The organism is Sphingomonas sp. T1 (assembly GCF_902506585.1).
Lineage (GTDB): Bacteria > Pseudomonadota > Alphaproteobacteria > Sphingomonadales > Sphingomonadaceae > Sphingomonas > Sphingomonas aerolata.
Window position 1 is genome coordinate 367226 of sequence record NZ_LR733875.1, and the last position, 21786, is coordinate 389011.

Genomic DNA, 21786 nt, shown 5'->3' on the forward strand with positions numbered 1-21786 from the left:
GCCGATCCGCCATCGTCGCGTTGCTTGCATCTACGCGTCAGACCGGTGGAGCAACCAGGAGGTTGGGATGAAACGATCGGTATTCACGACGTTGCTGCTTGGCACGGCCCTTGTCGGGCTGACGCCGGGCGCCGCCTTTGGCCAGACCGCGCGAGAGGCGGAACTCGAAGCACGGCTCAAGGCGCTCGAAGCCGCGGTCCAGGACCTTCGCGGCGAGCTGACCGCAGCGCGTGCAACCGCCGCCGCGGCCCCGACTCTGTCCCCACAGACCGCCGTCGCTGCGTCGCAGGTGACGGCGCCGGCCGCGTCGCCCGGCGGATCGCCCGGCGCGACCAATGTGGCCCAGGCCAAGGCTGTCGCGACAAATTCGGCACCGACCGACGGTTTTCGCATGGGGAACACGACGGTCAAGCTGGGCGGCTTCGTTCGCCTCAACGCCATTGCCAGCCGCTACAGCGGTGGCGAGGTAGCGGTCGGGGGGCTGGGCAAGGAGTTCTTCCTGCCGCAGCAGATTCCGGTCGGCGGCGGGTTCTCCAGCCAGGACCTGCTGCTCTCCGCGCGCCAGACCCGCCTGCAGTTCAGCACTGCGACCCCGATGAACGGTACCGAAATAAAGACGCTGGTGGAGTTCGATTTCGCGCTCGCGACGGCGCCGGTCGGTGCCCAGCGCGCGACCAACCCTTACACGCCCACTTTCCGCCGTGGCTTCATCGAATATGGCAATCTGCTGGTCGGGCAGGAATGGTCGACCTTCCAGAACATCGCGGTGCTGCCCGAGACGACCGATTTCGTCGGCCCGCTGGACGGCACGGTGTTCAACCGCCAGGCGCTGATCCGCTACTCCATCCCCTTGCGAACCGGGCTGACGTTGCAGGTCGCGGTCGAGAATCCCGAAACGGAAACGGCGCTGCCCGCCAATGCGGCGCTGGTCGACACGGATGACGACCGCCTGCCCGACGTGGTGGCACGGCTGAACTGGAAGTCGACACTGGGCGATTTCGCACTGGCCGGCATCGCGCGCGAATTGCGCACCGATACGCTGGGCCGCGGCGATACCGCCTTTGGCTGGGGCGTTTCCGGGTCCGGCAAGATCCCGATCGGCAAGCGTCACGACCTGCGCTTCATGGCGACCTACGGGCAGGGCATCGGCCGGTATCTGGGATTGGGATATGTCCCCGACGCGATCTACGGCGGCACCGCGACGCAGCTCGAGCGGATCGACAATTTCGCGGGCTTCGCGGCACTGCGTATCGGCTGGACCGATGCGATCCACTCGACGCTGATGGGCAGCTACCAATCGGCCGATTATCCGGCCGGCGTGATCGTCACGGGGCTGGCCAATGCCAAGTCCTATGGCGGTGCTGCCAACCTGTTCTGGTCGCCCGGCAAGGGCTTCGACATCGGCGTGGAATATCGCCACGCCGTCCGCGAACTGGTCTCGGGTGACACCGGTGCGCTCGACCGCATGGAATTCGCCTTCAAATACGGGTTCTGATCGCCCGACGCTCTAAAAATCCCACCGCTCCACTTGAGAGGATACCGCCATGGCAACGACAACAGGGGACGCATCGCCCCTTGGTCACGTGAAGCAGAGCCAGCCACTGATCATCATCGCGTCGTCGCTCGGCGCGGTGTTCGAATGGTATGACTTCTATCTGTACGGGCTGCTCGCGACGATCATCACCGCGCAGTTCTTCTCGGGCGTCAACGAGACGACCGGGTTCATCTTCGCGCTCGCGGCGTTCGCGGCCGGGTTCGCGGTGCGGCCGTTCGGTGCGCTGGTGTTCGGGCGGATCGGCGATGTCGTCGGGCGCAAGAACACCTTCCTCGTGACCATGGCGATCATGGGCCTGTCGACCTTCCTCGTCGGTCTGCTCCCGAGCTATGCCTCGGTCGGCGTCGCCGCGCCGATCGCGCTGGTCGTGCTCCGGCTTCTGCAGGGCCTTGCGCTCGGCGGTGAATATGGTGGCGCTGCGACCTATGTCGCTGAGCATGCGCCCGACAAGAAGCGCGGGCTGTTCACCAGCTTCATCCAGACCACGGCGTCGCTCGGTCTGTTCGCAGCCCTGCTGATCGTCATCGGTGTGCGCACGCTCGTCGGCGAGGAGGCGTTCGCGGCCTGGGGATGGCGCATCCCGTTCATCGTCTCGATCGCGCTGCTCGCAGTGTCACTCTGGATCCGGATGCAGCTCGAAGAGAGCCCGGTGTTCCAGAAGATGAAGGAGGAGGGCAAAACCTCCAAGGCACCGCTGACCGAGGCGTTCGCCAAATGGGGCAACCTCAAGATCGTGCTGATCGCGCTGTTCGGTGCGGTCGTGGGGCAGGGCGTCGTGTTCTACACCAGCCAGTTCTACGCGCTGTTCTTCCTCGAAAAGAATCTCCGTGTCGACGGGCCGACGACGAACATTCTTATCGCAATCGCGCTGCTGATCGCGACGCCGGCGTTCATCTTTTTCGGCTGGCTGTCGGACAAGGTCGGGCGGAAATGGATCATCCTGACCGGCTGTGCGCTCGCCGCACTGACCTATATGCCGCTGTTCCACGCGCTGTCGAAGGCAGCCAACCCGGCGCTCTATGCCGCGCAGCTGTCGTCGCCAGTCAGCGTCGTCGCCAACCCCAATGAATGCTCGGTGCAGTTCGATCCGGTCGGCAAGAACAAGTTCGACAGCAGCTCGTGCGACATCGCTAAGTCGTATCTGGCCAAGGCGGGCATTTCCTACACCAACGTCGTCGCACCGGCCGGCACGGTCGCCCAGATCCATATCGGCGGCGCAACCATTCCGGTCGTCAATCCGGCGATCATAACAGGGGCCGATCGTACTGCAGCGATCAAGGCGTTCGGGGCCGAGGTGAAGACCGCACTGACCGCGGTCGGCTATCCTGAAAAGGCGGACCCGGCGCAGATCAACAAGCCGATGGTCGTCGCGATCCTCGTCCTGCTCGTGCTGTACGTGACGATGGTCTATGGCCCGATCGCCGCGCTGCTCGTCGAGCTGTTCCCGACGCGGATCCGCTACACGTCGATGTCGCTGCCCTATCATATCGGCAATGGCTGGTTCGGCGGCTTCCTGCCAACCGCGGCGTTCGCGATGGTCGCGGCGACCGGCGACATCTATTACGGGCTCTGGTACCCGATCCTGGCCTGTGCGGTCACCGCATTGGTCGGTCTGGTCTTCCTGCCCGAGACGTTCCGCCGCTCGCTGCACGGCTAAACGGTAGTATCGAGCAGTCCCGGGGTGCGGCAGCCGCCGCACCCCGGATCTGTTTCAGAACAGTGTCTTGAACAGTCCGGCATTGGTCTTGCCGAGCTCGACGATCGAATCCCCACGGCCACTCATCACCGCTTTCGCCATGTAGAGCGTGAAACCCTTCATCTGTTCGAGCGTGATCTTGGGCGGCATCGACAATTCGGTGCGCGCGGTGACGGCATCGAGCAGCGCGGGGCCCGGATGCGCGAGCACCTCGCGGACGCCCGCCTCGACCTCGCCAGGGTCGGTGACGCGGACACCATGCAGACCGATCGCGCGCGCCATCGCGGCGAAATCGGGATTGTCGAGCGCGACGCCGGTCTCGATCATCCCCGCCGCCTTCATCTCCATTTCGACAAAGCCGAGCGTGCCGTTGTTGAAGACGATGATCTTCACCGGCAGGCCGAGCTGCCGAACGGTCAGCAATTCGCCCATCAGCATCGCCAGGCCGCCATCGCCCGACAGGCTGACGATCTGCCGGCCGGGATAGGCGGCCTGCGCGCCGATCGCCTGAGGCAGGGCGTTTGCCATCGAGCCATGGTTGAACGACCCGATCAGCCGCCGGCGGCCGTTCATTTCCAGGTAGCGTGCCGCCCAGACAGTCGGGGTGCCGACGTCGCATGCGAAGACGGCGTCGTCGCTTGCGAGCTCGCTGACGACTCGCGCGACATGCTGCGGGTGGATCACGCCGCTGCCCGGGGTGCCGGTCGCGAGCTCGTCCAGGCCTTTGCGCGACTTGGCGTAATCCTCGCGTGCGTCGCGCAGGAAGGCGCCGTCGCGCTCGCGTGTCAGCAGTGGCAGGACATGGTCGATCGTCGCGCCGACGTCGCCGACCAGCCCGAGATCGATCGCGGTGCGGCGGCCGAGATTTTCGGGCCGCAGGTCGATCTGCGCCACCTTCGCCTTTTCCGGATAGAATTGGCGATAAGGGAAGTCGGTCCCGAGCATCAGCAGCGTGTCGCACGCCATCATCGCGTCATAACCGGACGAGAAGCCGATCAGCCCGGTCATGCCGACATCATAGGGATTATCATATTCGACGAATTCCTTGCCGCCGAGTGCATGGACGACCGGTGCCTGGAGCACGCCGGCAAGCGCGACGAGTTGCGCATGCGCCCCCCGACAGCCGCGACCTGCGAGGATCGTCACCTTGCCGGCGTCGTTCAACAGCGCGGCAAGGCGGGCGAGCGAGTCCTGATCGGGGATGATCGTGGCCGCTTCGGGCAGCAACGCGGTGCGGGATCGGGCGATAAGGCCCGTGGTCGTGCGCAACGCGACATCACCCGGCATTGCGACGACTGCGACGCCACGATGGCCGACCGCGGCACGGATCGCTGTGTCGAGCGTGCGCGGCATCTGATCGGCATCGGAGATCGTCTCGCAATAGACGCTGCATTCACGGAACAGCGCCTCGGGACGGGTTTCCTGGAAATAATTGGAGCCGATTTCCGCGCTCGGTATCTGCGCCGCAATCGCCAGTACGGGCACGCGGGTCCGGTTGCAGTCGTACAGCCCGTTGATCAGATGCAGGTTGCCCGGCCCGCAGGAACCGGCGCAGACCGCGAGCTTGCCGGTGAGTTGCGCTTCGGCGCCGGCCGCGAAGGCTGCCGCTTCCTCGTTGCGAACGTGCACCCATTCGATCGTTCCGCGCCGCCTGAGCGCTTCGGTGAGGCCGTTCAGGCTGTCGCCGACCACGCCATAGATGCGCTCGACACCGGCAAGCTCGAGCGTCTCGACGAACAGGTCGGCGATCAGGGTCTTGGGCATCGGGCGTCTCCGGGTCTCGAAAGGGGGGAAGGTCGAGGCCTCAACGCGTCCCGGCAACAAGTGACGCGGCGGAATCGCGGAATTGACCCTGGGAGCGGTATGACCGGATCGTTGCAGAAATGTAACAAGTCCGAATTTTCGGTCCGAAAACGCGTGCGGACACGATCTCGTTACCCTGAATCGGTTGCATTCAAAATTTGGAGACACGAGCATGCGCAACGGATCCCGGCAACATCCCGGGCCCATGACAAAGGATTGATTTCGGCACGGCGAGTATTGCGTGAGCAAACGACGTAAATCGTCGATACACTTGGGGGAAGGATCCGAAAAGGCGCTCACCATTCGGGGGTAGCCTAATGAAGATCGCTCATCATATCTCGCGTCACGCCTTGATCGTCGCCCTTGCCGCTGGAGGGCATGTTTCCGCCAGTGCCCAAGAGCTTGCCCAGACGACAAACCCCGCCACGGCGGGATCGGCCAGCCCGCCGACAAGTGATACGCCCGACGGCATCCCCGACGACATCATCGTGACGGGGACGCGTGCGACCGGCATTACTGCTGCCGAAAGCGCGGCGCCGATCAAGGTGCTTGATGCCGACATGATGAGCCATGTCGGCCAGCCCAATCTGAACCAGATCCTGACGCAGCTGGTCCCGTCCTTCACCGCGCAGGCATTTGGCGGCGACACCGCGAACCTGACGCTGTCGGCGCGGTTGCGCGGACTGAGCCCCAACCACACACTCGTGCTCGTCAATGGCAAGCGCCGGCATGGCACCGCCAACCTCGCGGTGCTCGGCGGGCCCTATCAGGGTGCGGCGACCGCGGATCTCGACCTGATCTCCCCCTCGTCGATCAAGCGGATCGAAGTTCTGGAAGACGGCGCGGCGGCGCAATATGGCTCGGATGCGATCGCCGGGGTGATCAACATCATCCTCAAGGACGGCGATACGGGCGGCGATGGCTATGCGACCGTGGGCGAGAATTACCAGACGGGCGGACGGACCTATGCCGGGACGCTGCATCTCGCGACCAAGATCGGCGAGGACGGGTTCCTCAACGTGACCGCATTTCACCGCTATCACGACTTCACGCAGGTCGGCGGGCTCGACCGGCGGGTGACGGACGGTGATGGCAAGCTGCTCACCGGCACGACGTCGCCGGCGTTAAGTCCCCTGCAGCAGCAACTCTACCCGAATATTTCCGGATTTCCGTACGTCAATCGGATCAACGGTGATGCGCAATCCCGCCTCACCAACCTGCAATTTAACAGCGCCTACGACTTCGGCGCGGCGGAGGTGTACAGTTTCGGCACCTATTCGAAGCGGATCGCCAGCGCGTACGAAAACCTGCGTGTACCGACGCGGGTCTCGCGGACGGTCGGCGGGGTCACGACCTATTTCGATCCTGACGGCGACAGCCCGGTCAACGGCTTTTCGCCGCGCGAGAAGATCCGCGAGGACGACATGGCGTTTACCGGCGGGGTTCGCGGGCTGCTGAGCGGCTTCAACTACGACCTGTCGACCAGTTTCGGGCAGGACAAGAACCTGATCTACACCGTCGATTCCGCCAACGCCTCGCTCTACGCGGATACCGGATTTACGCCGACGAGCTTCTATAACGGCTTCTTCAAGGCGACCGAGTTCACCGCGAACGCCGATGTCACCCGCGAGATCGCGGTTGGCATGGCTGCCCCGCTGAACCTCGCATTCGGCGCGGAGTATCGGAAGAACGTGTACGAGATCGGCTCGGGCGATGCCGCATCGATCTACAAGGAGGGCGGGCAATCCTATCCCGGGTTCCGGCCATCCGATGCGGGCGTGAACGGCCGCAACAGCCAGGCGGCCTATGTCGATGTCGCGATGATGCCGATCGACGGGCTGAAGGTCGATGTTGCCGGACGCTATGAACATTATTCCGATTTCGGCAGCAAGTTCATCTACAAGGGGACGAGCCGCTACGACTTTTCGGACGCGTTCGCGCTTCGCGGTACGGTCTCGACCGGGTTCCGGGCGCCGACGCTCGCGGAATCCTATTATTCCGCGACCAATGTCTCGCCGACGTCCGCGTTCGTGCAGCTGCCGGCCAATTCCGCCGCGGCCAAGCTTCTGGGGTTTGCCAATCTGAAACCGGAGAAATCGACCAATTTCAGCCTTGGGACCGTGCTGCGCCCGGCACCACGCCTGACGATCACGATCGACGCCTATCAGGTCAAGATCCGCGACCGCATCCTCGGGACCGGCTCTCTGTACGGCAGCGGTGGTGCGACGAACTTCCCGATCGTGACCGCGGCCATTCGGGCGAACGGCAACATCCTCGACCCGACCGTCAATCAGACCGGGATCAACATCTTCACCAACGGCGCGGACACGCGGACGCGCGGCATCGATCTGGTGGCGAGCTACGTCACCGATCTTGCCGACTATGGCAAAGTGAACTGGATGCTGTCGGGCAATTATAACGAGACCAAGGCGCTCAGACTGAATGCGGCGCCTGCGACGCTCGGCGGCATCCCGCTCTTCGACGATGAGGCGATCAGCTATCTCGAGACGGCGTCACCCAAGACCAAGGTGATCGGTTCGATCGTCTATGCGCTGGACAAGTTCGGTGCGACGCTGCGCGGGACCGTCTACGGCAAGACGACGGCGTATCTGACCCCGGATGGCGGCGAATATTACAAGCAGACGGTCGGGTCGGCGTTCATCGGCGACGTCGAACTCAACTACGATCTGACCGCCGCACTCAAGCTGTCGGTCGGTGCCAACAACCTATTCAACAAGCGGCCGCCGACCGTCGGGCTGGTGCCGGGCTCGACCAACTCGCTGGTCAACGACGCCAATGTCCTCGACGGGCCGCTGACGTTCAGTCCCTACGGCATCAACGGCGGCTATTATTACGCGCGCTTCAATATCACCTTCTGACGAGATCGGGCGCGGCGCTCGGCGGCCGCGCCCGAACCTGCCTGCACGTCAGGCGGGGGCCATGACCGACAGGATATCATCGACCTGTGCGGTGGCGAACGCGGTATATTCGTCGCCGATCGCATAAGGCAGCAGGATGCGGCGCCCCTGCAACAGCCCGCCGCAGCTATAGGTGACGTTCGGCACATAGCCGCCACGCTGCTCCGCGCTCGGGAACAGGAGTGGGGAGGGCGTGCGCGCCAGCACGCGGCTGGGGTCCGCCTTGTCGAGCAGGCACGCGCCGATGCAATAGCCGCGGACCATGCCGACGCCGTGGGTGAAGACCAGCCAGCCCTCGTCGATCTCGATCGGGGATCCGCAATTGCCAAGCTGCACGAATTCCCACGGATATTTCGGTGCCATGATCGGCGTCCCGCGCTCCCAGGTGTAAAGATCGTCCGAGCGGAGCAGCCAGATCGTCTCGCTGTCCTGCCGTCCGAGCATCACGAACTGGCCATCGATCCGGCGCGGGAACAGCGCCATGCCCTTGTAGCCGGTCATGGCGCCGGCGAGGGGGCGCATTTCGAAGGTCCGCATGTCGACGCCGCGGAGCATTTCCTGCTGAACCTTGCGTCCGTCGAACGCGGTATAGGTCCCGATGATGCTGCGAACGCCGTCATGATCGGTGAAATTGACGAGGCGCAGATCCTCTACCCCCTGGCGCTGGCTGGGCAGCACGGGAAAGATGACCGTTTCCGACGCATCCTGGCTGTCGTCGCACAATAGCCGGACCCAGCCATCCTGGTTGCGGTCGATTCGTGGCGGCACACCATGCGGGCTTGCCGGATCGATCACGAGGCGATCGTCGGGGCCCCATTCGCCAGTCCGGAACGTGACCGAGGAAATATGTCCTTCGCCGATGCCGCGCAACGACAGCACGAACTTGACGCCGCCCGTGGCCGATGCGGGTTCGTCGTCGATCCGCGCGATGCTCGGATTGAACAGGGCCGCCGACTCGAACGCATATTCCTGACTGAAATAGGCTCCCAGCAGCAGGGCCTCGTCGGCGTCGACGTCGCCGATATCAAGCTCGTCTTGAACCTCGGCAAAGCGGCGGCGGAAGACGTCATCGGCATTGCGATGCCGCTCCTCCATCGGTTTTGCGAGCAGTTCGACCATGCGTTTGCGCAGCGCGGGGTCGAGTGCCATCACCCGCTGCGCCACCGTTTGCGCGCGCGATGGACGGTCGGCCGCAAATGCCTCGGGGTAGCTGAAGCTGAACGGGCGGATCACCGTTCGCGAAGGATCGGGCTTGAGTTCGATCTCAAGCTTCTTGAAGACGTTGGCAGCTTCCATGCGCGGACCTTTCATCGGGCGGCGTCCTGCATGCGCACACCCTTGCCCCGTTCAGCGATGGACCCCGCGTTTATATCCATGGATCGCATCGCCGCGGCGGATTTCCTTGCGACCTGCTGCTCGCGACCCTGACCGGATATCGTGCAATAACTTTGCTATTGATAACCACTCGCAAAATTCTGTAGGGCATGACCATGCAGGGCATCCCGCAGCGCACGCCGGATCTAAGGCGAACGGCAACGTCGCGGCGGCGTCGGTTGCGACCTGCGGTCGTGCCGATGATTGCTCGGATCGGGACCGCGCTGGTCGGCGGCTATGTTCTTGCCTCCGCGGTCGCCACGCTGATCGCACGCGTGCTGCCGGTGGACCGCGCCGAGGCGACCAGCTGGGGAATGATCCTCTCGTTCCTGGTCTACGCAATCGCCGTGCTCTGGAGCTTTCACGAGCCACGCGTGATGCGCGTCATGCTCGGCATCTGGGGCGGCAGCGTGGCGATCGGTCTGGCACTGGCCTTGCTCGGCGTCCGCCCATGACGGCTGCGTTGCCGCTGCGGCAGAGCATGGCGTGGATCCATGGGTGGCTGGGACTGCTCGCGGGATGGCTGTTGTTCGCGATGTTCCTGACGGGGACGGCAAGCTATTTCCGGCCCGAAATCACCCAGTGGATGCAACCCGAAATCCGCGCGAGCACAGTGTCGCCCGCGCAGGCCGCGCAAGGCGCGATGACCTATCTGCAGCGGATCGGCGCGGGGGACGACGTCCAGTGGTTCCTCTACCTTCCCGATGCCCGCTCGGCAGTGACGCGTGTGTTCGAGCAGCGGAGTCCGACGTCGACGGCACCGCCACGTCCCGCCGAACTCACGCTCGATCCCCGCAGCGGGGAACCGGTCCGTGCCCGCGAAACGCGGGGCGGCGAGCATTTCTATCGGTTCCACTTCCAGCTTCAGCTGCCCTATCCCTGGGGGCGCTGGCTGGCCGGACTGTGTGCGATGGTGATGCTGGCGGCGATCGTGTCGGGGGTGATCACGCACAAGCGGATCTTTGCCGATTTCTTCACGCTGCGCTGGAACAAGGGACAACGCAGCTGGCTCGATGCGCATAACGTCTCGGCGGTGCTCGCGCTGCCCTATCATGCGATGATCACCTATACCGGGCTGATCACGCTCGTGGCGATGTACATGCCGTGGCCGGCGATGGTGAACTACAAGACGCCGCTCGATTACGGGGCGGTCGCATTCGGCATTCCGACCGAGCGCGCGGCGACCGGGATTGCCGCGCCGCTGCTGCCGATCGGGCCGATGATCGAGAAGGCCGAAGCGGTGCTCGGCGCACCTGCGACCCGGGTCGTGGTGCGCCATCCTAATGATCGTGCGGCAACGGTGACCGTCTATCGTCATGCCGGCGTGTCGATCAATGCGCGGCTGCCATCGGTGACCTATTCGGGAAGCACTGGGCAAATGCTCGAGCGATCGGGCGGCACCGGCCCCGCGCTGATGACCGCGGGGGTGATGCTCGGTCTGCACGTCGCGAGCTATGCGGGTACCGGGCTGCGCTGGGCCTATTGCCTGCTTGGCCTGACCGGCGCTGCGATGGTCGGTACGGGCCTGTTGCTCTGGACGACCAAGCGGCGGCGGCCGGGCGCGGCGCCGTTTCCGGGGCTGACGCTTGTCGAGCGCTTGAACATCGCGGTGATTGCCGGGCTGCCGGTCGGGATGGCGGCGTATCTCCTGGCGAACCGGTTGATTCCTGTCGATGCGGCCGGGCGTGCGGATGGCGAAGTCGCCGCGATGTTCTGGGTCTGGGGCGCGGTCGCAGTCGCGCAGCTGGCCCGATCGCCGCGGCGCGCCTGGATCGAAGGGTTCGGGATCGGTGCCATCGCCTTTGCCGCAATTCCGGTCATCAATGCCGTCACGACCCCGCGCGGTCTGCCGGCCTCATTGCGTGGCGACGACCCGGTATTTGCCGGGTTCGACCTGACCATGCTCGCGATCGCCACCGTGCTGGGGATGGCAGCATGGCGTGTCGCGCATCTTCGTCCGGCCCCCCCGGTACGACGTCCTGCCCGTGGAGTGGTTCATGCTTGAAACGATCATCGTCACACTGGCGGGCTGGATGCTGCTCGCGGCCTCCGCGTTTCGCTATCGCCGGGATCTCGGGATCACCGCACCCGGGACGATCCGGCTGTTGCGGATCGCCGCCGCCGCCGCGCTGACGCTGGCGTTCCTGCGGTGCGGGGCGCCGGTCAGCGGCGAACGCGTCGTGCGGTTTCTGGGTGGCGGCTCGATCGCGGCGGTCATCATGGTCGGCACGCTGTCGGTCGCGCCGATGTTCATGCTCCGACCCGTTGTCCTGATCCTCGGCATGGCGCGTGCCCTACGACCTTCGAAAGACGAACACCGTACCGCTTCGGCCTGACGGCGAAAGTGGTACGGAGGGGGCCAGTCGTTCGCGATCGGCCTGAGGCCTCGATCCGCCACCGTCGTGGCGGATCGCAACCATCCTAGCGGTTGACCGCCGCAGCCGGTGCGCGGGGTGACGTTTGGGCGGTGGGTGTGCCGACGGATGCCGGTGGCGGCGTGATACCGGTTCCGGATGGGGCGCAGCCGGGAACCGCGGACGGCGTCGTTGTACCGGGAGGGACCAAGTTCGCGCCGCCCGGTGGCGGGGGCGGCGGACCATCGCGGCCGGGCGCACCGGGACCACCGGGGCCGCGAGGGCCACCGGGGCCATGCGGCGGCGGCCCGCCCGCGACGATCCGCCCATTCGGATCGACCAGATAGGAGGCGCGCAGCTGTCCGTTGTCGTAGCGCCCCTGTACCGTCATCGTCGCGTCGGCGGTAACGCCATTACCGTTGCGGCCGGCATCGATCATCGTCCGCCCGGTCGCGTCCTGAAGGACGAAGCGGTCACCGAAGATCTCGACCACACGGCCCTTCACCGTCACCACGCCGCTCGTGCCCGACAGTCGGGCGATCGCGGTCGGCGTGGTGGGTGCCATCTCGATGCCGGGCCGCGTCAGCGATACGGCGCTGGCGCCGCCTGCGACGCCGACTGCGAGCAGGGCGGCAGCGGCGAGCTTCATCCGCGTTCCGCGGTTCAGTGTGTCCATCAAACGGGGCATTCATCGTCTCCTCTTCGTGTCGATGACCGGCTTCTAGGCGCCGCATCCCCACGGCCCGCTGAACTTCCCCGTTCAGTTTGGGTTTAGCGTTCACAGCTAGCGAGGTCGTCATGCGTATATTGCTCGTCGAGGACGATCCCGATCTCGGCCCCGCGCTGGCCAAGGCCTTGCGAGGCGAGAATTGCGCGGTCGATCTTGCCGCAAACGGCGTCGATGCGGGGCATCTGGGCGACACCGAGGCCTATGACGCCGCCGTGCTGGATCTTGGCCTGCCGGGCCGAGACGGCGTCACGATCCTGCGGGACTGGCGCGCGGCGGGGCGCGACCTTCCCGTGCTGATCCTCACCGCGCGTGACGGATGGTCGGACAAGGTGGCGGGGTTCAAGGCGGGGGCCGACGACTTCATGACCAAGCCGTTCCGCGTCGAGGAACTCGTCATGCGGCTGCGTGCGCTGGTGCGCCGGGCGGCGGGGCATGGCGCCACACGACTCGAATGCGGTCCGCTCGCGTTCGAGACGCAGACCGGCCAGTTCGAGCTCGACGGATTGCCGGTCAAACTGACTGCGCTCGAATGGCGGGTGCTCTCGGCGCTGATGCTGTCGAAAGACGCGGTGATCGAGCGGCTGGCCCTGATGGAGCGTGTCTATGAGGGCGATGCGGATGTCGACTCGAACAGCCTCGAGGTGATCGTAGGTCGGCTGCGCAAGAAGATCGGTGCGTCGCTGATCGATACCGTGCGTGGCCGGGGCTACCGGCTCGCGACGCCGATACCCCGATGAGGCTGATCCCGCGGTCGATCCATGGGCGGATGCTCGGCCTTTCACTGCTCGCCACCCTCGTTGCACTTTTGGTCGCGGGTGCGGCGATCGCCGGCGTGCTGCAGCGGTTCGTGACCCAGGGGCTCGACCAGCGGCTCGATGCCGAATTGTCGCTGCTTGCCGGTGCGGTCGATGGCGATGGGCGGATCGACCGGGCGCGACTGACGCGGCTTCGTGGCCTGCTCGATGCCGGCCCCGGCTGGCAATGGCAGATCAGCGGTCCGGTACAGACCGTAAGTTCCGCCGAGTTTCCGGCGCTGCGGACGCCCGGCCCGGCACCGCGAGAGGCGCTGCACAGAGAAGGGGAGGAGCGTCCGCAGCCGCTGGAGGGACGCGACGGGGTCCATGCGCGACGGATTTCGATCGCGACCGACGCGGGACCAGTGGTGCTGACCGCGGCGGCACCGCGCGATGTCGTCGCCCGACCGATCCAGGCGGCGGTGGTGCCGTTGCTTGCGACGCTCGGCATCCTTGGCATCCTGCTGGGCGTTGCGACGCTGGTGCAGGTGCGGATCGGGTTGCGACCGCTGCGCGCGTTGCACGACGGCGTTGCTGCGATGCGCAGGGGGGCCGCCGGTGTGTCCGAAACGCAGCCTGACGAGCTTCGTCCGCTCGCGATCGAACTTAACGCACTGGCGCGGGACAACGCGGCGGCGCTCGCAACCGCGCGCGCGTCGGCGGCCAATCTGGCGCATGCGCTGAAAACCCCGGTCGCGACGCTTGCACTGACGGTGCGTGACGATCCCGCCCAGGCGGCGCAGCTTGCCCGGATCGACGCAACGATCCGGCATCATCTTGCTCGGGCACGCAACATCGCCGGCGGTCATGCGAGCCGCACCGCACTCGCTCCCGCGATCGCCGATCTGGTATCGACCATTCGGCGGCTGAGGATGGAGCGCAGCATCGTGATCGATGCGGCGATCGACCCGGCGCTGCGCGTTGCGGTCGATGCTGCGGATTTTGACGAGCTGGCGGGAAATCTGATCGACAATGCCGCGCGGCATGCGCGAACGACGGTGCGTGTCGCCGCGATGTTCGATCAGGGCATGATCCGGCTCAGCGTCGTCGACGATGGCCCGGGCATCGCGCTGGCGGACCGTCAGCGGGCGACCGATGCTGGCGTGCGGCTCGACGAACGTGAGGACGGCCATGGGTTCGGACTGGCGATCGCGCGCGAGCTCGCGGCGCTGTATGGCGGCGTGCTGGTCCTCGACGATGCCCCAGGCGGTGGGCTCTCGGCTTCGGTCACATTGCCGATCGGTACCGCGGTCTAGGACTGGCCGGAATGCGCGGCGATCAGGTCCGCGGCGTTTGGACGGCGCAGGATGCAGATGCCGTCATCGCGATAGTCGATCAGCCCCATCGCGACAAAGGCGTCGAGCCAGCCCTGCATCGGCCACCAGCCCCAGCGCGCATGGAATACCGTTGCGTTGCGGACGATGTCGTCGAGATGCTGGACGGGCGGATCATAGCTGTCGTGATACTGATGACAGGCGATCGCCCCGCCGACGAAGATCAGCGGGGTTTGTGCATGCTCGGCGCGAAAGCCGAAGTCGGTGTCCTCCGCGCCATAGCCGACGAACGCCTCGTCAAAGCCACCCAGCATGTCGAACCGTGATCGGCGGATCGCGAACGCCAGCGACCAGAACAGGCCGGGATTGGTTTCGCGCCGCGTGCCCGTTGCGGGAAAGCTGCGCACCGGATGTGGCCGCCCGGTTGCCAGCAGGACCTCTTCGTTCCATGTCGAACGCGCGTCGTCGGGTCCGAGATAGCGGATATCCGCGCAGAGCAACGCATCGTCCGCATCGAGTACCGCACCCATCCTGCCAAGGCACTGCGCCATCGGGATACAGTCTACGTCGAGGAACAGCAGATGTGCAGACGTCGCGTGCCGTGCTGCAAGGTTGCGCGCGGCGGCAAGCGCGAGAGTGCCGGTCTGGAGCCGATGGACGTGGACGGGGAAGGGCGCCTCCGGCTGCGCGACCGGGTCGCTGCTCATGTCGACGATGATCAGTTCGGCGGGGGCGATCGCGCTCCGTCGTAGTCCCTCGACCAGCTGTATCAGATGGTGTTCGCGGTCCTTGACGAGGGTCAGGACGGAGAGCGGCGTCATCGCAGGGACCACAGGTCGAGGCGGTACGCGTCTTTTCGTTCGGCGCGCTCGACCGCGACGCCGCCGAGCCGATCCCGTAGCTTGGTGACGGCTGCGTCGCCGGTCTGTGGATAGTCGGTATCGCCTGTCCAATGCACGAGTATGATCCGGCAATCGGGCGTAGCGCTGGCGTGGATCGCGGCGGCTGCGCGCTCGATATCCGCGTCGTCCCAGTAATAGACGACCTCCGACAGCACGACGAGATCGAACGCGCCGTCGGGTGACTCGGCCGGGAAGCTACAGCGGGTGATCGTGACATTGGGCAATGCGGCGCAGCGCGATCGGGCAAGCTCGACCGCGCGCAGGCTGATGTCGATCGAGGTCAGGGTATCGCACAAAGGCGCAAGCCGAGCGGTCAGCACGCCGTGGGCGCAGCCGATCTCCAAGGCCGAACGATAGCGCCGATCGTCGATAGCGGCGATCGTCGCATCGAACTTTGCGGCCTCATACGGGCTCGAGGCGAGCGACCAGGGATCGTCGTCGCCGGTGAAGACGTCGTCGAAATAGCGCGCGTTGAGGCTATGTTCGGGTCGCATGTCGGTTCGCCAGATAGAGGAGATCGGTGCCCGGCATGCGCTGCTGCGCGCGGGGCAGACGAAAGCCGTCGCCCATCAATCCGGTCAACTGGCTGCGGTGCGCGCGGAGCGCGGCGCTGCGCCGGCCGGTCGGCATCGCCGCGGTGCGGACGACGCGCTTCCCTTCGGGGCGTTCGCCCCAGACGGCATATTCGAAAACCGCGACCGGCCTGCGCGCCGCGTGCGCGGCATGCACCGCAAGCGTGAAGCACGCGGCATGATCGCAATGCGGCTCGCCTGCCGCGGTAGTCGCGATCGCGTCGACCGCGTGCCGGCGCAACAGGGTCGCCAATTGCCGGACAGACCGACGGAACGCGGCGCTTCCAGGGCGGCGCGGGTTTGCATCGTGCCAGTCGAGAAACCGCGGGACGATCCGCCGTTCGCCGGTCAACAGCGCGACGGCATGTCGTGCTTCACTGCGCCGTCGCCGGATAAGCGCGCTACGATCCGCCGGCGTCGGGCAGGGATGCGAACCCGATCCGTCGGTTAGGATCATCACACCGGCAAGGCGATTGCGCGCCGCCGTATCGGCGATCAATGCCCCCGTGCCGAGCGTTTCATCATCGGCGTGCGGCGCGAGCACCAGCCACCGCGCGCTGCGCCAGGGACTTCGGCTCAGTGCAGTCGCGGGGGTCACCACAAGCGGTCGCCGGCGCCCCAGACGTCGCGGTCGAGCCAGGCAAGCGCCGCCTGATCGCGCGCATGATCGGGGCCTGCCTGACGCAGATAGAGGCTGAGGTCGCGGCTGATCTTGTCCGCACGCTCACCATCAAACGCGCTGCGCGTACCGAGAAGCCGCGCGGTGGCTTCCATGACGTCGAGCGCGGCACGTTCGACGACCCCGCGCGTCATCTGGACGAAGATAGTGGCGTCGGCCTCCTCACGCGCGGCACGTCCCGCAGCCTCGCGGATCCACAGATAGGCGGTGCGCGCGGCAACGACCGCCTCGGCGAAGCGCGCACGCTGGACGGGATCGCCGCGTGCAGTGTCGGACAAGGCGCGCCGGGTCTCGGTCAGCAGCCCCTCCATGCCGCCAAGCTGAACCGCCAGGAACCGCCATGCGCCCGCGGTGAACCGGGGTTCGCGGTCATAGTCGCCCGGTGCGCCCAGCGTCTGCATGACGCCGGCGGGATAGCCCGAACATTCGTAGCGACCACTCATGCTCGCGCGCATGCCGCGCACGCGCCAGCGGGACGCGTCTGTACGCACGGGATCATCGGCCGGGATGACGACGATCGGACGCTGGCCCGCCGCCGGACGCGCGGTGACGATCGCGTAATCGATACCGCCGGCGCCGCTTGCGAAGTGCTTGGCCCCATCGAGCACAGGGCCGTCAGGACCGTCGGTTACCGCGACGCCGGGCGGAGGCTCGGTCGCCCAGACGCCGAACCAGGCGCCGCGGTCGAGTTCGGTATCGAGCCAAGCGAGCTGATCCGCCGATGCATACCAGTCGAACAGCGCGAGCGCGTTGACATGGCCCTCAAACAGCCGCCCGACGCTAAGGTCACCGCGTCCGACCGTCCGCAGCGCATCGAGCAGCTCATCCGGTGCACCATTGGCTTGCCCACCAAGCTCCCGCGGGGCGAACCGCCGGTGCAGGCCGTGGCGGACCAGAACCGCCATGCTGTCCGCGGGAAACATCGGGGCGGCATCATAACGCTCGCCGCAGGACGCGAGCGTCTCGACGAGGTCGAGGGACGGCGTCGCGGCGGCTGGCCGTGCAGTCGGGCCACTCATCGGTCGAGCCCCAGCGGCATGTCGCAGCGCATTGGCGGGAGCAGGGGTTCATCGCGCGCGACCCCGGCCTCACCGCCCGGCTGGTCGCGTCGCATCCGTCGCCACGCCGCGCGTGCGCGCCACTGATCGAACGACGGCAGAAAAGTGGGCTCGCCGCGCGCCACGCGGACGGACAGCGCCTGCATATGGTCCGCCATGCCCCCGGTCGCGCGACCGATGGTGCGCGCTGACACACGGGTCCACACGCTCAGTGGATGGCCAAGGCGACCACCCGCCGCAACCGCCGCCTCGACCAGTGCGCGGTCTTCCCCCGCGGGGATTGCGGGAACGCCGCCTGCCGCACGGTAGAGCGGGGCAAGAATTGCCAGGCTCGCGCCGGTATGATCGCCGTGACGGGGCGCCGGATCCCAGCGGCACGGATCAATGTCGTCCTCGATCGCGCGAACACAGGCCCAGTAGCGGTCGAGCTTGACCTGCATCGCGTTCATGTCCGCCGCGAGCGGTTCGGCATCGTCGACGACGATCCGGCCGCCGACGATATCGAGCCCCGCGTCGATCGCGCGCAGCATCGCCGAGATCCAGTCGGACGGCGGCCGGGTATCGGCATCGGTGGAAATTAGAACGCCGCGATCCGGATCGATGCGTGCCAAGCCGGCGTCCATCGCCAGGCGTCGCGCGGTGCCGGCATGCGCGCGCTCGGGCGGAATATCGTGGCAGGCCACGGCGAGATGCAGTCGCTCGCCCCAGGCTGCCTGTGCCCGGGCCACCGCGGCGACGCTGTCATCGACGGTGTTGTTGATCAAGATCGAGACGCGGATCGGTCCATCCACGTCCTGTCGCGCGAGGGCGTCGAGCAGAATTGGCAGGCGGTCTGCCTCGTCACGCGCGGGCACGCATACGCAAAAGCGGGCGTCCGTCATGCCGCCCCCGCCAATGTGATCGGATAGTCAGACGCGCGGCCCCGTGCGGCGTGGCGTGTCGGCTGGATCATCTCTTCGTACAAATCCTCATAGCGGTCGATCATGACGTCGGCGTCGCAGATCGCCTCGGCACGCAGCCGGCAGGCGCGGCGGTCGAGCAGCACCGCCCGCCGCGCGGCATCCGCGAGCGATGCGACATCGTCCGCGCGTGCGAGCGTGCCACAGGACTCGTCGAGGAGCGCCGGAATCGCGCCGCGCGCAAAGGCGGCGACGGGCGTCCCGGACGCGAGGGCTTCGGCGACCACCAGCCCGAACGGCTCCTCCCAGCGGGGCGTGCAGAGGAACGCACTCGCGCCGCCGACGAGCGCGCCGAGTGCCGCATGCTCGAGATGCCCGACATGCGTGACGTCGGCGCCGAGCCGCGGCAGGATCTCGGCTGCATAGTAATACGGATCGGAGATCGGTCCGGCGATGCGGAGCGGATAGCCTGCCACCCTCGCCGCGTCGATCGCCAGATGAAGGCCCTTTTCGGCGACGATCCGCCCATACCAGACGAGATAGCGGTCGGGACTTGCGGCAGGTTGGAAGGGGAAGCTCGCAAGGTCGATACCGTTCGGGATCGTCCGGTCGATCGGCGTCACGTGGCTCCACAGACCACGGATCGTATCAGATACGGCAACGAACCGCATCGATGGTGACTTGCAGAGGCGGATGCCGCTTTCCAGCCAGCAGAACGGGGGTGTGTGCAACGTCGTGACCATCGGCGTATCGAGGGTTTCCGCCATCGAGACGGGAAGATAGTGGAGCGAGTTGTTGTGGATGACGTCGAACCGTCGATTTCTCAGCATGCTCATCAGCCGCAGATAGGCATGGTGTTCGCGGAAGAACGTCACGTCCTGCGCTTCGGCGGTGCCGGTTTCGAGAAGCGAGGTTTCGTCGCAGATCGCCTCGAGCCCCATTGCCGGATCGGATTTCATCGATGCGAATACTGTGACCGCATGTCCACGTCGGCGTAACGCGGTCGCCAACAGGTGCGTATGCATCTCGAGGCCACCGGCAAAAGGCTCGCGGATGGCATATTTGAGATGCGCAATAATCGCGATTCGCATTCCGACCCCTTCACCAGCGATCACGATCTAGGTCGCGTCGATTCGGTGAGAAACGCATCAATTCGGCTTTTATGTCCGCTACTCGGACCGGGTTTGTGCTAATCTATATCAATACTATAGCGGGTCACGGTCAGACTGCATGTCGGGATGTGCAGCGGCGAAGGCCGGCAGGGTCGCGGCGTTCGCGGCGGCGGTGGCCAGACAGGGGTAGCGTGAGAGATCGACGGCGAAGCGTTCGGCCGCATAGACCTGCGGCACGAGATAGCAGTCGGCCAGCGTCGGCGTGGCGCCAAAGGCATAGCCGCCGCCATAGCGAGCGATCTGTGGCTCGATCGCATCGAATCCCGCGGTCATCCACCGCGCGATCCAGGCCGATACCTGATCGGGCGTCGCGGCGAAATCTGTCCTGAGTGCATCAAGGATCCGCAGGTTGTTGACCGGATGAATGTCGCACCCGATCGTCGCCGCGATGCTGCGCACGATAGCGGCCTCGGTCGGATCGGCGGGCAATAGCGCCGCCGCCGGATAGGTCGCGTTGAGCCATTCGAGGATGGCCGGCGACTGCGTCAGGATCGTGCCGTCGCCGATCTCGAGCGCAGGTAACAGCCCTTGCGGGTTGAGTGCGAGATAGCGCGCGTCACGCTGCGCGCCGGTCCTGAGATCGTGCGTGCATTGCTCATAGGCGCACTGCTTCAGGTTCAGCGCGATCCGCACACGGTACGAGGTTGTCGACCGCCAATAGCCGTGCAGGATCATGCCGGCAGCACCGCCTTGGGGAAATCAGCCCAGACAGCGTCATAGTCGAGCTGGGCATGCTCCAGCGCATGCGGCGTCGGTCGGTAGGGCCAGCAGCTCTCGACCATGAAGGCCATGGTCCCGTCGATCTTGTGCGGCTTGAGATCGGCGTTGGTTGCGGCGGTCCAGCTGTCGAGATCGGGGCCGTGGCCTGCCATCAGATTGTGCAGGCTCAGACCGCCGGGCGTGAAGCCGGCCGCCTTGGCGTCATAGGCGCCGTGGATCAGACCCATCGCCTCGGACATGACGTTTCGGTGGAACCAGGGCGGGCGGAACGTGTCCTCGGCGACCATCCAGCGCGGCGGGAAGACGACGAAATCGGCGTTCGCGCGGCCGGGTACGTCGGAGGGCGAGGTCAGGACGGTGAAGATCGACGGATCGGGATGGTCGAAGCTCACCGTGTTGATCGTGTTGAACCGCGCGAGATCATAGCGCCACGGCGCCAGATTGCCGTGCCACGCCACGACGTCGAGCGGACTGTGCTCCAGCGTCGTGCACCACAGCGATCCCATGAATTTCTGGATTACCTCGAACCGCGTGTCGCGATCCTCGAACCAGGCGACCGGCGTTTCGAAATCGCGCGGATTGGCCAGCCCGTTGGCGCCGACCGGACCGAGGTCAGGGAGCCGGAACAGCGCACCGTGGTTTTCCGCGACATAGCCCGTCGCGTGGCCATCGGGCAGCAGCGCGCGGAACCGGACACCGCGCGGGACCAGCGCGATCTGACCGGGTGCGACCGTGATCCGGCCGAGCTCGGTCAGAAGTTCGAGCCGGCCGGACTGCGGAATGAACAGCAGTTCGCCATCGGCATCGACAAAGACCCGCGCCGTCATGTCGCGATTGGCGGCATAGAGATGCACCGCGACGCCCTCCAGATCCGCAGGATCGCGGGTGGCGAGCATCGTCGTCATGCCGTCGATCAGGTCGGTTCCCGCTGGCGGCGGCGCGCTCGGGTCCCAGCGCAGACGGTTGGGCGCCAGCGGACCGTCCTGCGCGCCCGCCGTGAAACGTGCGGCGCCGTCATATCGGACATAGGGCGGATGTTCGGCGGTCGGGCGCATGCGGTATAGCCAGCTCCGCCGGTTCTCGTGACGCGGTGCGGTGAAGGCCGTGCCCGATAGCTGTTCGGTGTACAGCCCGAAGGGAGGTCGTTGCGGCGCATTGCGCCCGACGGGCAGCGCGCCTGCGACGGCCTCGGTCGCGACATGGTTGCCGAAACCCGAAATATAGCCGGTGTCGGCCGGGTCGTTGGCCATCGTAACACTCTCCTCGCGCACCCCTGTTCGACGTGC

19 protein-coding genes are annotated in these 21786 nt (G+C 66.1%); 8 read left to right on the plus strand and 11 right to left on the minus strand.

Annotated features, from left to right (window positions below; all coding sequences use genetic code 11):
• Positions 1-67: 67 nt before the first annotated feature.
• Both GV027_RS01565 and GV027_RS01570 read left to right on the plus strand, forming a co-directional pair.
• Positions 68-1495: a DcaP family trimeric outer membrane transporter gene (locus GV027_RS01565; protein WP_159510742.1), complete on the plus strand. Its 1428-nt coding sequence runs from the start codon at positions 68-70 to the stop codon at positions 1493-1495.
• A gap of 49 nt (positions 1496-1544) precedes the next feature.
• Complete coding sequence (locus GV027_RS01570) at positions 1545-3212, plus strand: MFS transporter (RefSeq protein WP_159510743.1); 1668 nt, start codon at positions 1545-1547, stop codon at positions 3210-3212.
• 54 nt (positions 3213-3266) lie between these two features.
• Here GV027_RS01570 and poxB read toward each other — a convergent pair whose 3' ends face one another.
• Entirely contained in the window at positions 3267-5015 is a 1749-nt protein-coding gene (gene poxB, locus GV027_RS01575; protein ID WP_159510744.1) for a ubiquinone-dependent pyruvate dehydrogenase, read from the minus strand.
• Positions 5016-5371: 356 nt separating this feature from the next.
• Between poxB and GV027_RS01580 the strand changes: the two genes are divergently transcribed.
• Complete coding sequence (locus GV027_RS01580) at positions 5372-7933, plus strand: TonB-dependent receptor plug domain-containing protein (protein ID WP_159510745.1); 2562 nt, start codon at positions 5372-5374, stop codon at positions 7931-7933.
• Between the two features lie 48 nt (positions 7934-7981).
• Here GV027_RS01580 and GV027_RS01585 read toward each other — a convergent pair whose 3' ends face one another.
• On the minus strand, positions 7982-9268 hold the full coding sequence (locus tag GV027_RS01585; protein ID WP_159512671.1) for a glycoside hydrolase family 130 protein: 1287 nt from the start codon (positions 9266-9268) through the stop codon (positions 7982-7984).
• Positions 9269-9540: 272 nt separating this feature from the next.
• Between GV027_RS01585 and GV027_RS01590 the strand changes: the two genes are divergently transcribed.
• Genes GV027_RS01590 through GV027_RS01600 form a run of 3 tightly spaced genes read left to right on the plus strand, consistent with a single transcriptional unit; the run spans position 9541 to position 11682 of the window.
• A complete protein-coding gene (locus tag GV027_RS01590; RefSeq protein WP_159510746.1) occupies positions 9541-9801 on the plus strand; it encodes an iron transporter in 261 nt (86 codons plus the stop codon).
• On the plus strand, positions 9798-11351 hold the full coding sequence (locus GV027_RS01595; RefSeq protein ID WP_159510747.1) for a PepSY-associated TM helix domain-containing protein: 1554 nt from the start codon (positions 9798-9800) through the stop codon (positions 11349-11351). Before GV027_RS01590 ends, GV027_RS01595 begins: the two co-directional genes overlap by 4 nt.
• Positions 11344-11682, plus strand: coding sequence for a hypothetical protein (locus tag GV027_RS01600; protein WP_159510748.1), 339 nt, complete (start codon positions 11344-11346; stop codon positions 11680-11682). The genes GV027_RS01595 and GV027_RS01600 overlap by 8 nt, the downstream gene beginning before the upstream one ends.
• An 85-nt stretch (positions 11683-11767) precedes the next feature.
• Here the strand turns inward: GV027_RS01600 and GV027_RS01605 are convergent, their stop codons facing one another.
• On the minus strand, positions 11768-12388 hold the full coding sequence (locus tag GV027_RS01605; protein ID WP_159510749.1) for a hypothetical protein: 621 nt from the start codon (positions 12386-12388) through the stop codon (positions 11768-11770).
• 110 nt (positions 12389-12498) lie between these two features.
• Between GV027_RS01605 and GV027_RS01610 the strand changes: the two genes are divergently transcribed.
• Together GV027_RS01610 and GV027_RS01615 are read left to right on the plus strand one after the other, a co-directional pair.
• A complete protein-coding gene (locus GV027_RS01610) occupies positions 12499-13167 on the plus strand; it encodes a response regulator (protein ID WP_159510750.1) in 669 nt (222 codons plus the stop codon).
• Positions 13164-14480, plus strand: coding sequence for a sensor histidine kinase (locus GV027_RS01615; protein WP_236558997.1), 1317 nt, complete (start codon positions 13164-13166; stop codon positions 14478-14480). Before GV027_RS01610 ends, GV027_RS01615 begins: the two co-directional genes overlap by 4 nt.
• On the opposite strand, the gene GV027_RS01620 is transcribed toward GV027_RS01615, so the two are convergent.
• The 8 genes from GV027_RS01620 to hmgA form a co-directional block, all read right to left on the minus strand.
• A complete protein-coding gene (locus GV027_RS01620; RefSeq protein ID WP_159510751.1) occupies positions 14477-15319 on the minus strand; it encodes a glycosyltransferase family 2 protein in 843 nt (280 codons plus the stop codon). The genes GV027_RS01615 and GV027_RS01620 overlap by 4 nt on opposite strands.
• A complete protein-coding gene (locus GV027_RS01625; RefSeq protein ID WP_159510752.1) occupies positions 15316-15894 on the minus strand; it encodes an SAM-dependent methyltransferase in 579 nt (192 codons plus the stop codon). Before GV027_RS01625 ends, GV027_RS01620 begins: the two co-directional genes overlap by 4 nt.
• A complete protein-coding gene (locus GV027_RS01630) occupies positions 15878-16570 on the minus strand; it encodes a PIG-L deacetylase family protein (RefSeq protein ID WP_236558998.1) in 693 nt (230 codons plus the stop codon). The genes GV027_RS01625 and GV027_RS01630 overlap by 17 nt, the downstream gene beginning before the upstream one ends.
• The gene (locus GV027_RS01635; RefSeq protein WP_159510754.1) at positions 16567-17670 is read right to left on the minus strand and encodes an acyl-CoA dehydrogenase family protein; all 1104 of its coding nucleotides are present in this window, start codon (positions 17668-17670) and stop codon (positions 16567-16569) included. Before GV027_RS01635 ends, GV027_RS01630 begins: the two co-directional genes overlap by 4 nt.
• Positions 17667-18590: a glycosyltransferase gene (locus GV027_RS01640; protein WP_159510755.1), complete on the minus strand. Its 924-nt coding sequence runs from the start codon at positions 18588-18590 to the stop codon at positions 17667-17669. Before GV027_RS01640 ends, GV027_RS01635 begins: the two co-directional genes overlap by 4 nt.
• Positions 18587-19699, minus strand: a complete 1113-nt coding sequence (locus tag GV027_RS01645) for a glycosyltransferase family 4 protein (RefSeq protein ID WP_159510756.1) — start codon at positions 19697-19699, stop codon at positions 18587-18589. The genes GV027_RS01640 and GV027_RS01645 overlap by 4 nt, the downstream gene beginning before the upstream one ends.
• Before the next feature lie 114 nt (positions 19700-19813).
• Positions 19814-20455, minus strand: a complete 642-nt coding sequence (maiA, locus tag GV027_RS01650) for a maleylacetoacetate isomerase (protein WP_159510757.1) — start codon at positions 20453-20455, stop codon at positions 19814-19816.
• Positions 20452-21750 carry a homogentisate 1,2-dioxygenase gene (gene hmgA / locus GV027_RS01655; protein ID WP_159510758.1) on the minus strand — a complete coding sequence of 433 codons (1299 nt, stop codon included), beginning with the start codon at positions 21748-21750 and terminating at the stop codon, positions 20452-20454. The genes maiA and hmgA overlap by 4 nt, the downstream gene beginning before the upstream one ends.
• Positions 21751-21786 lie beyond the last annotated feature (36 nt).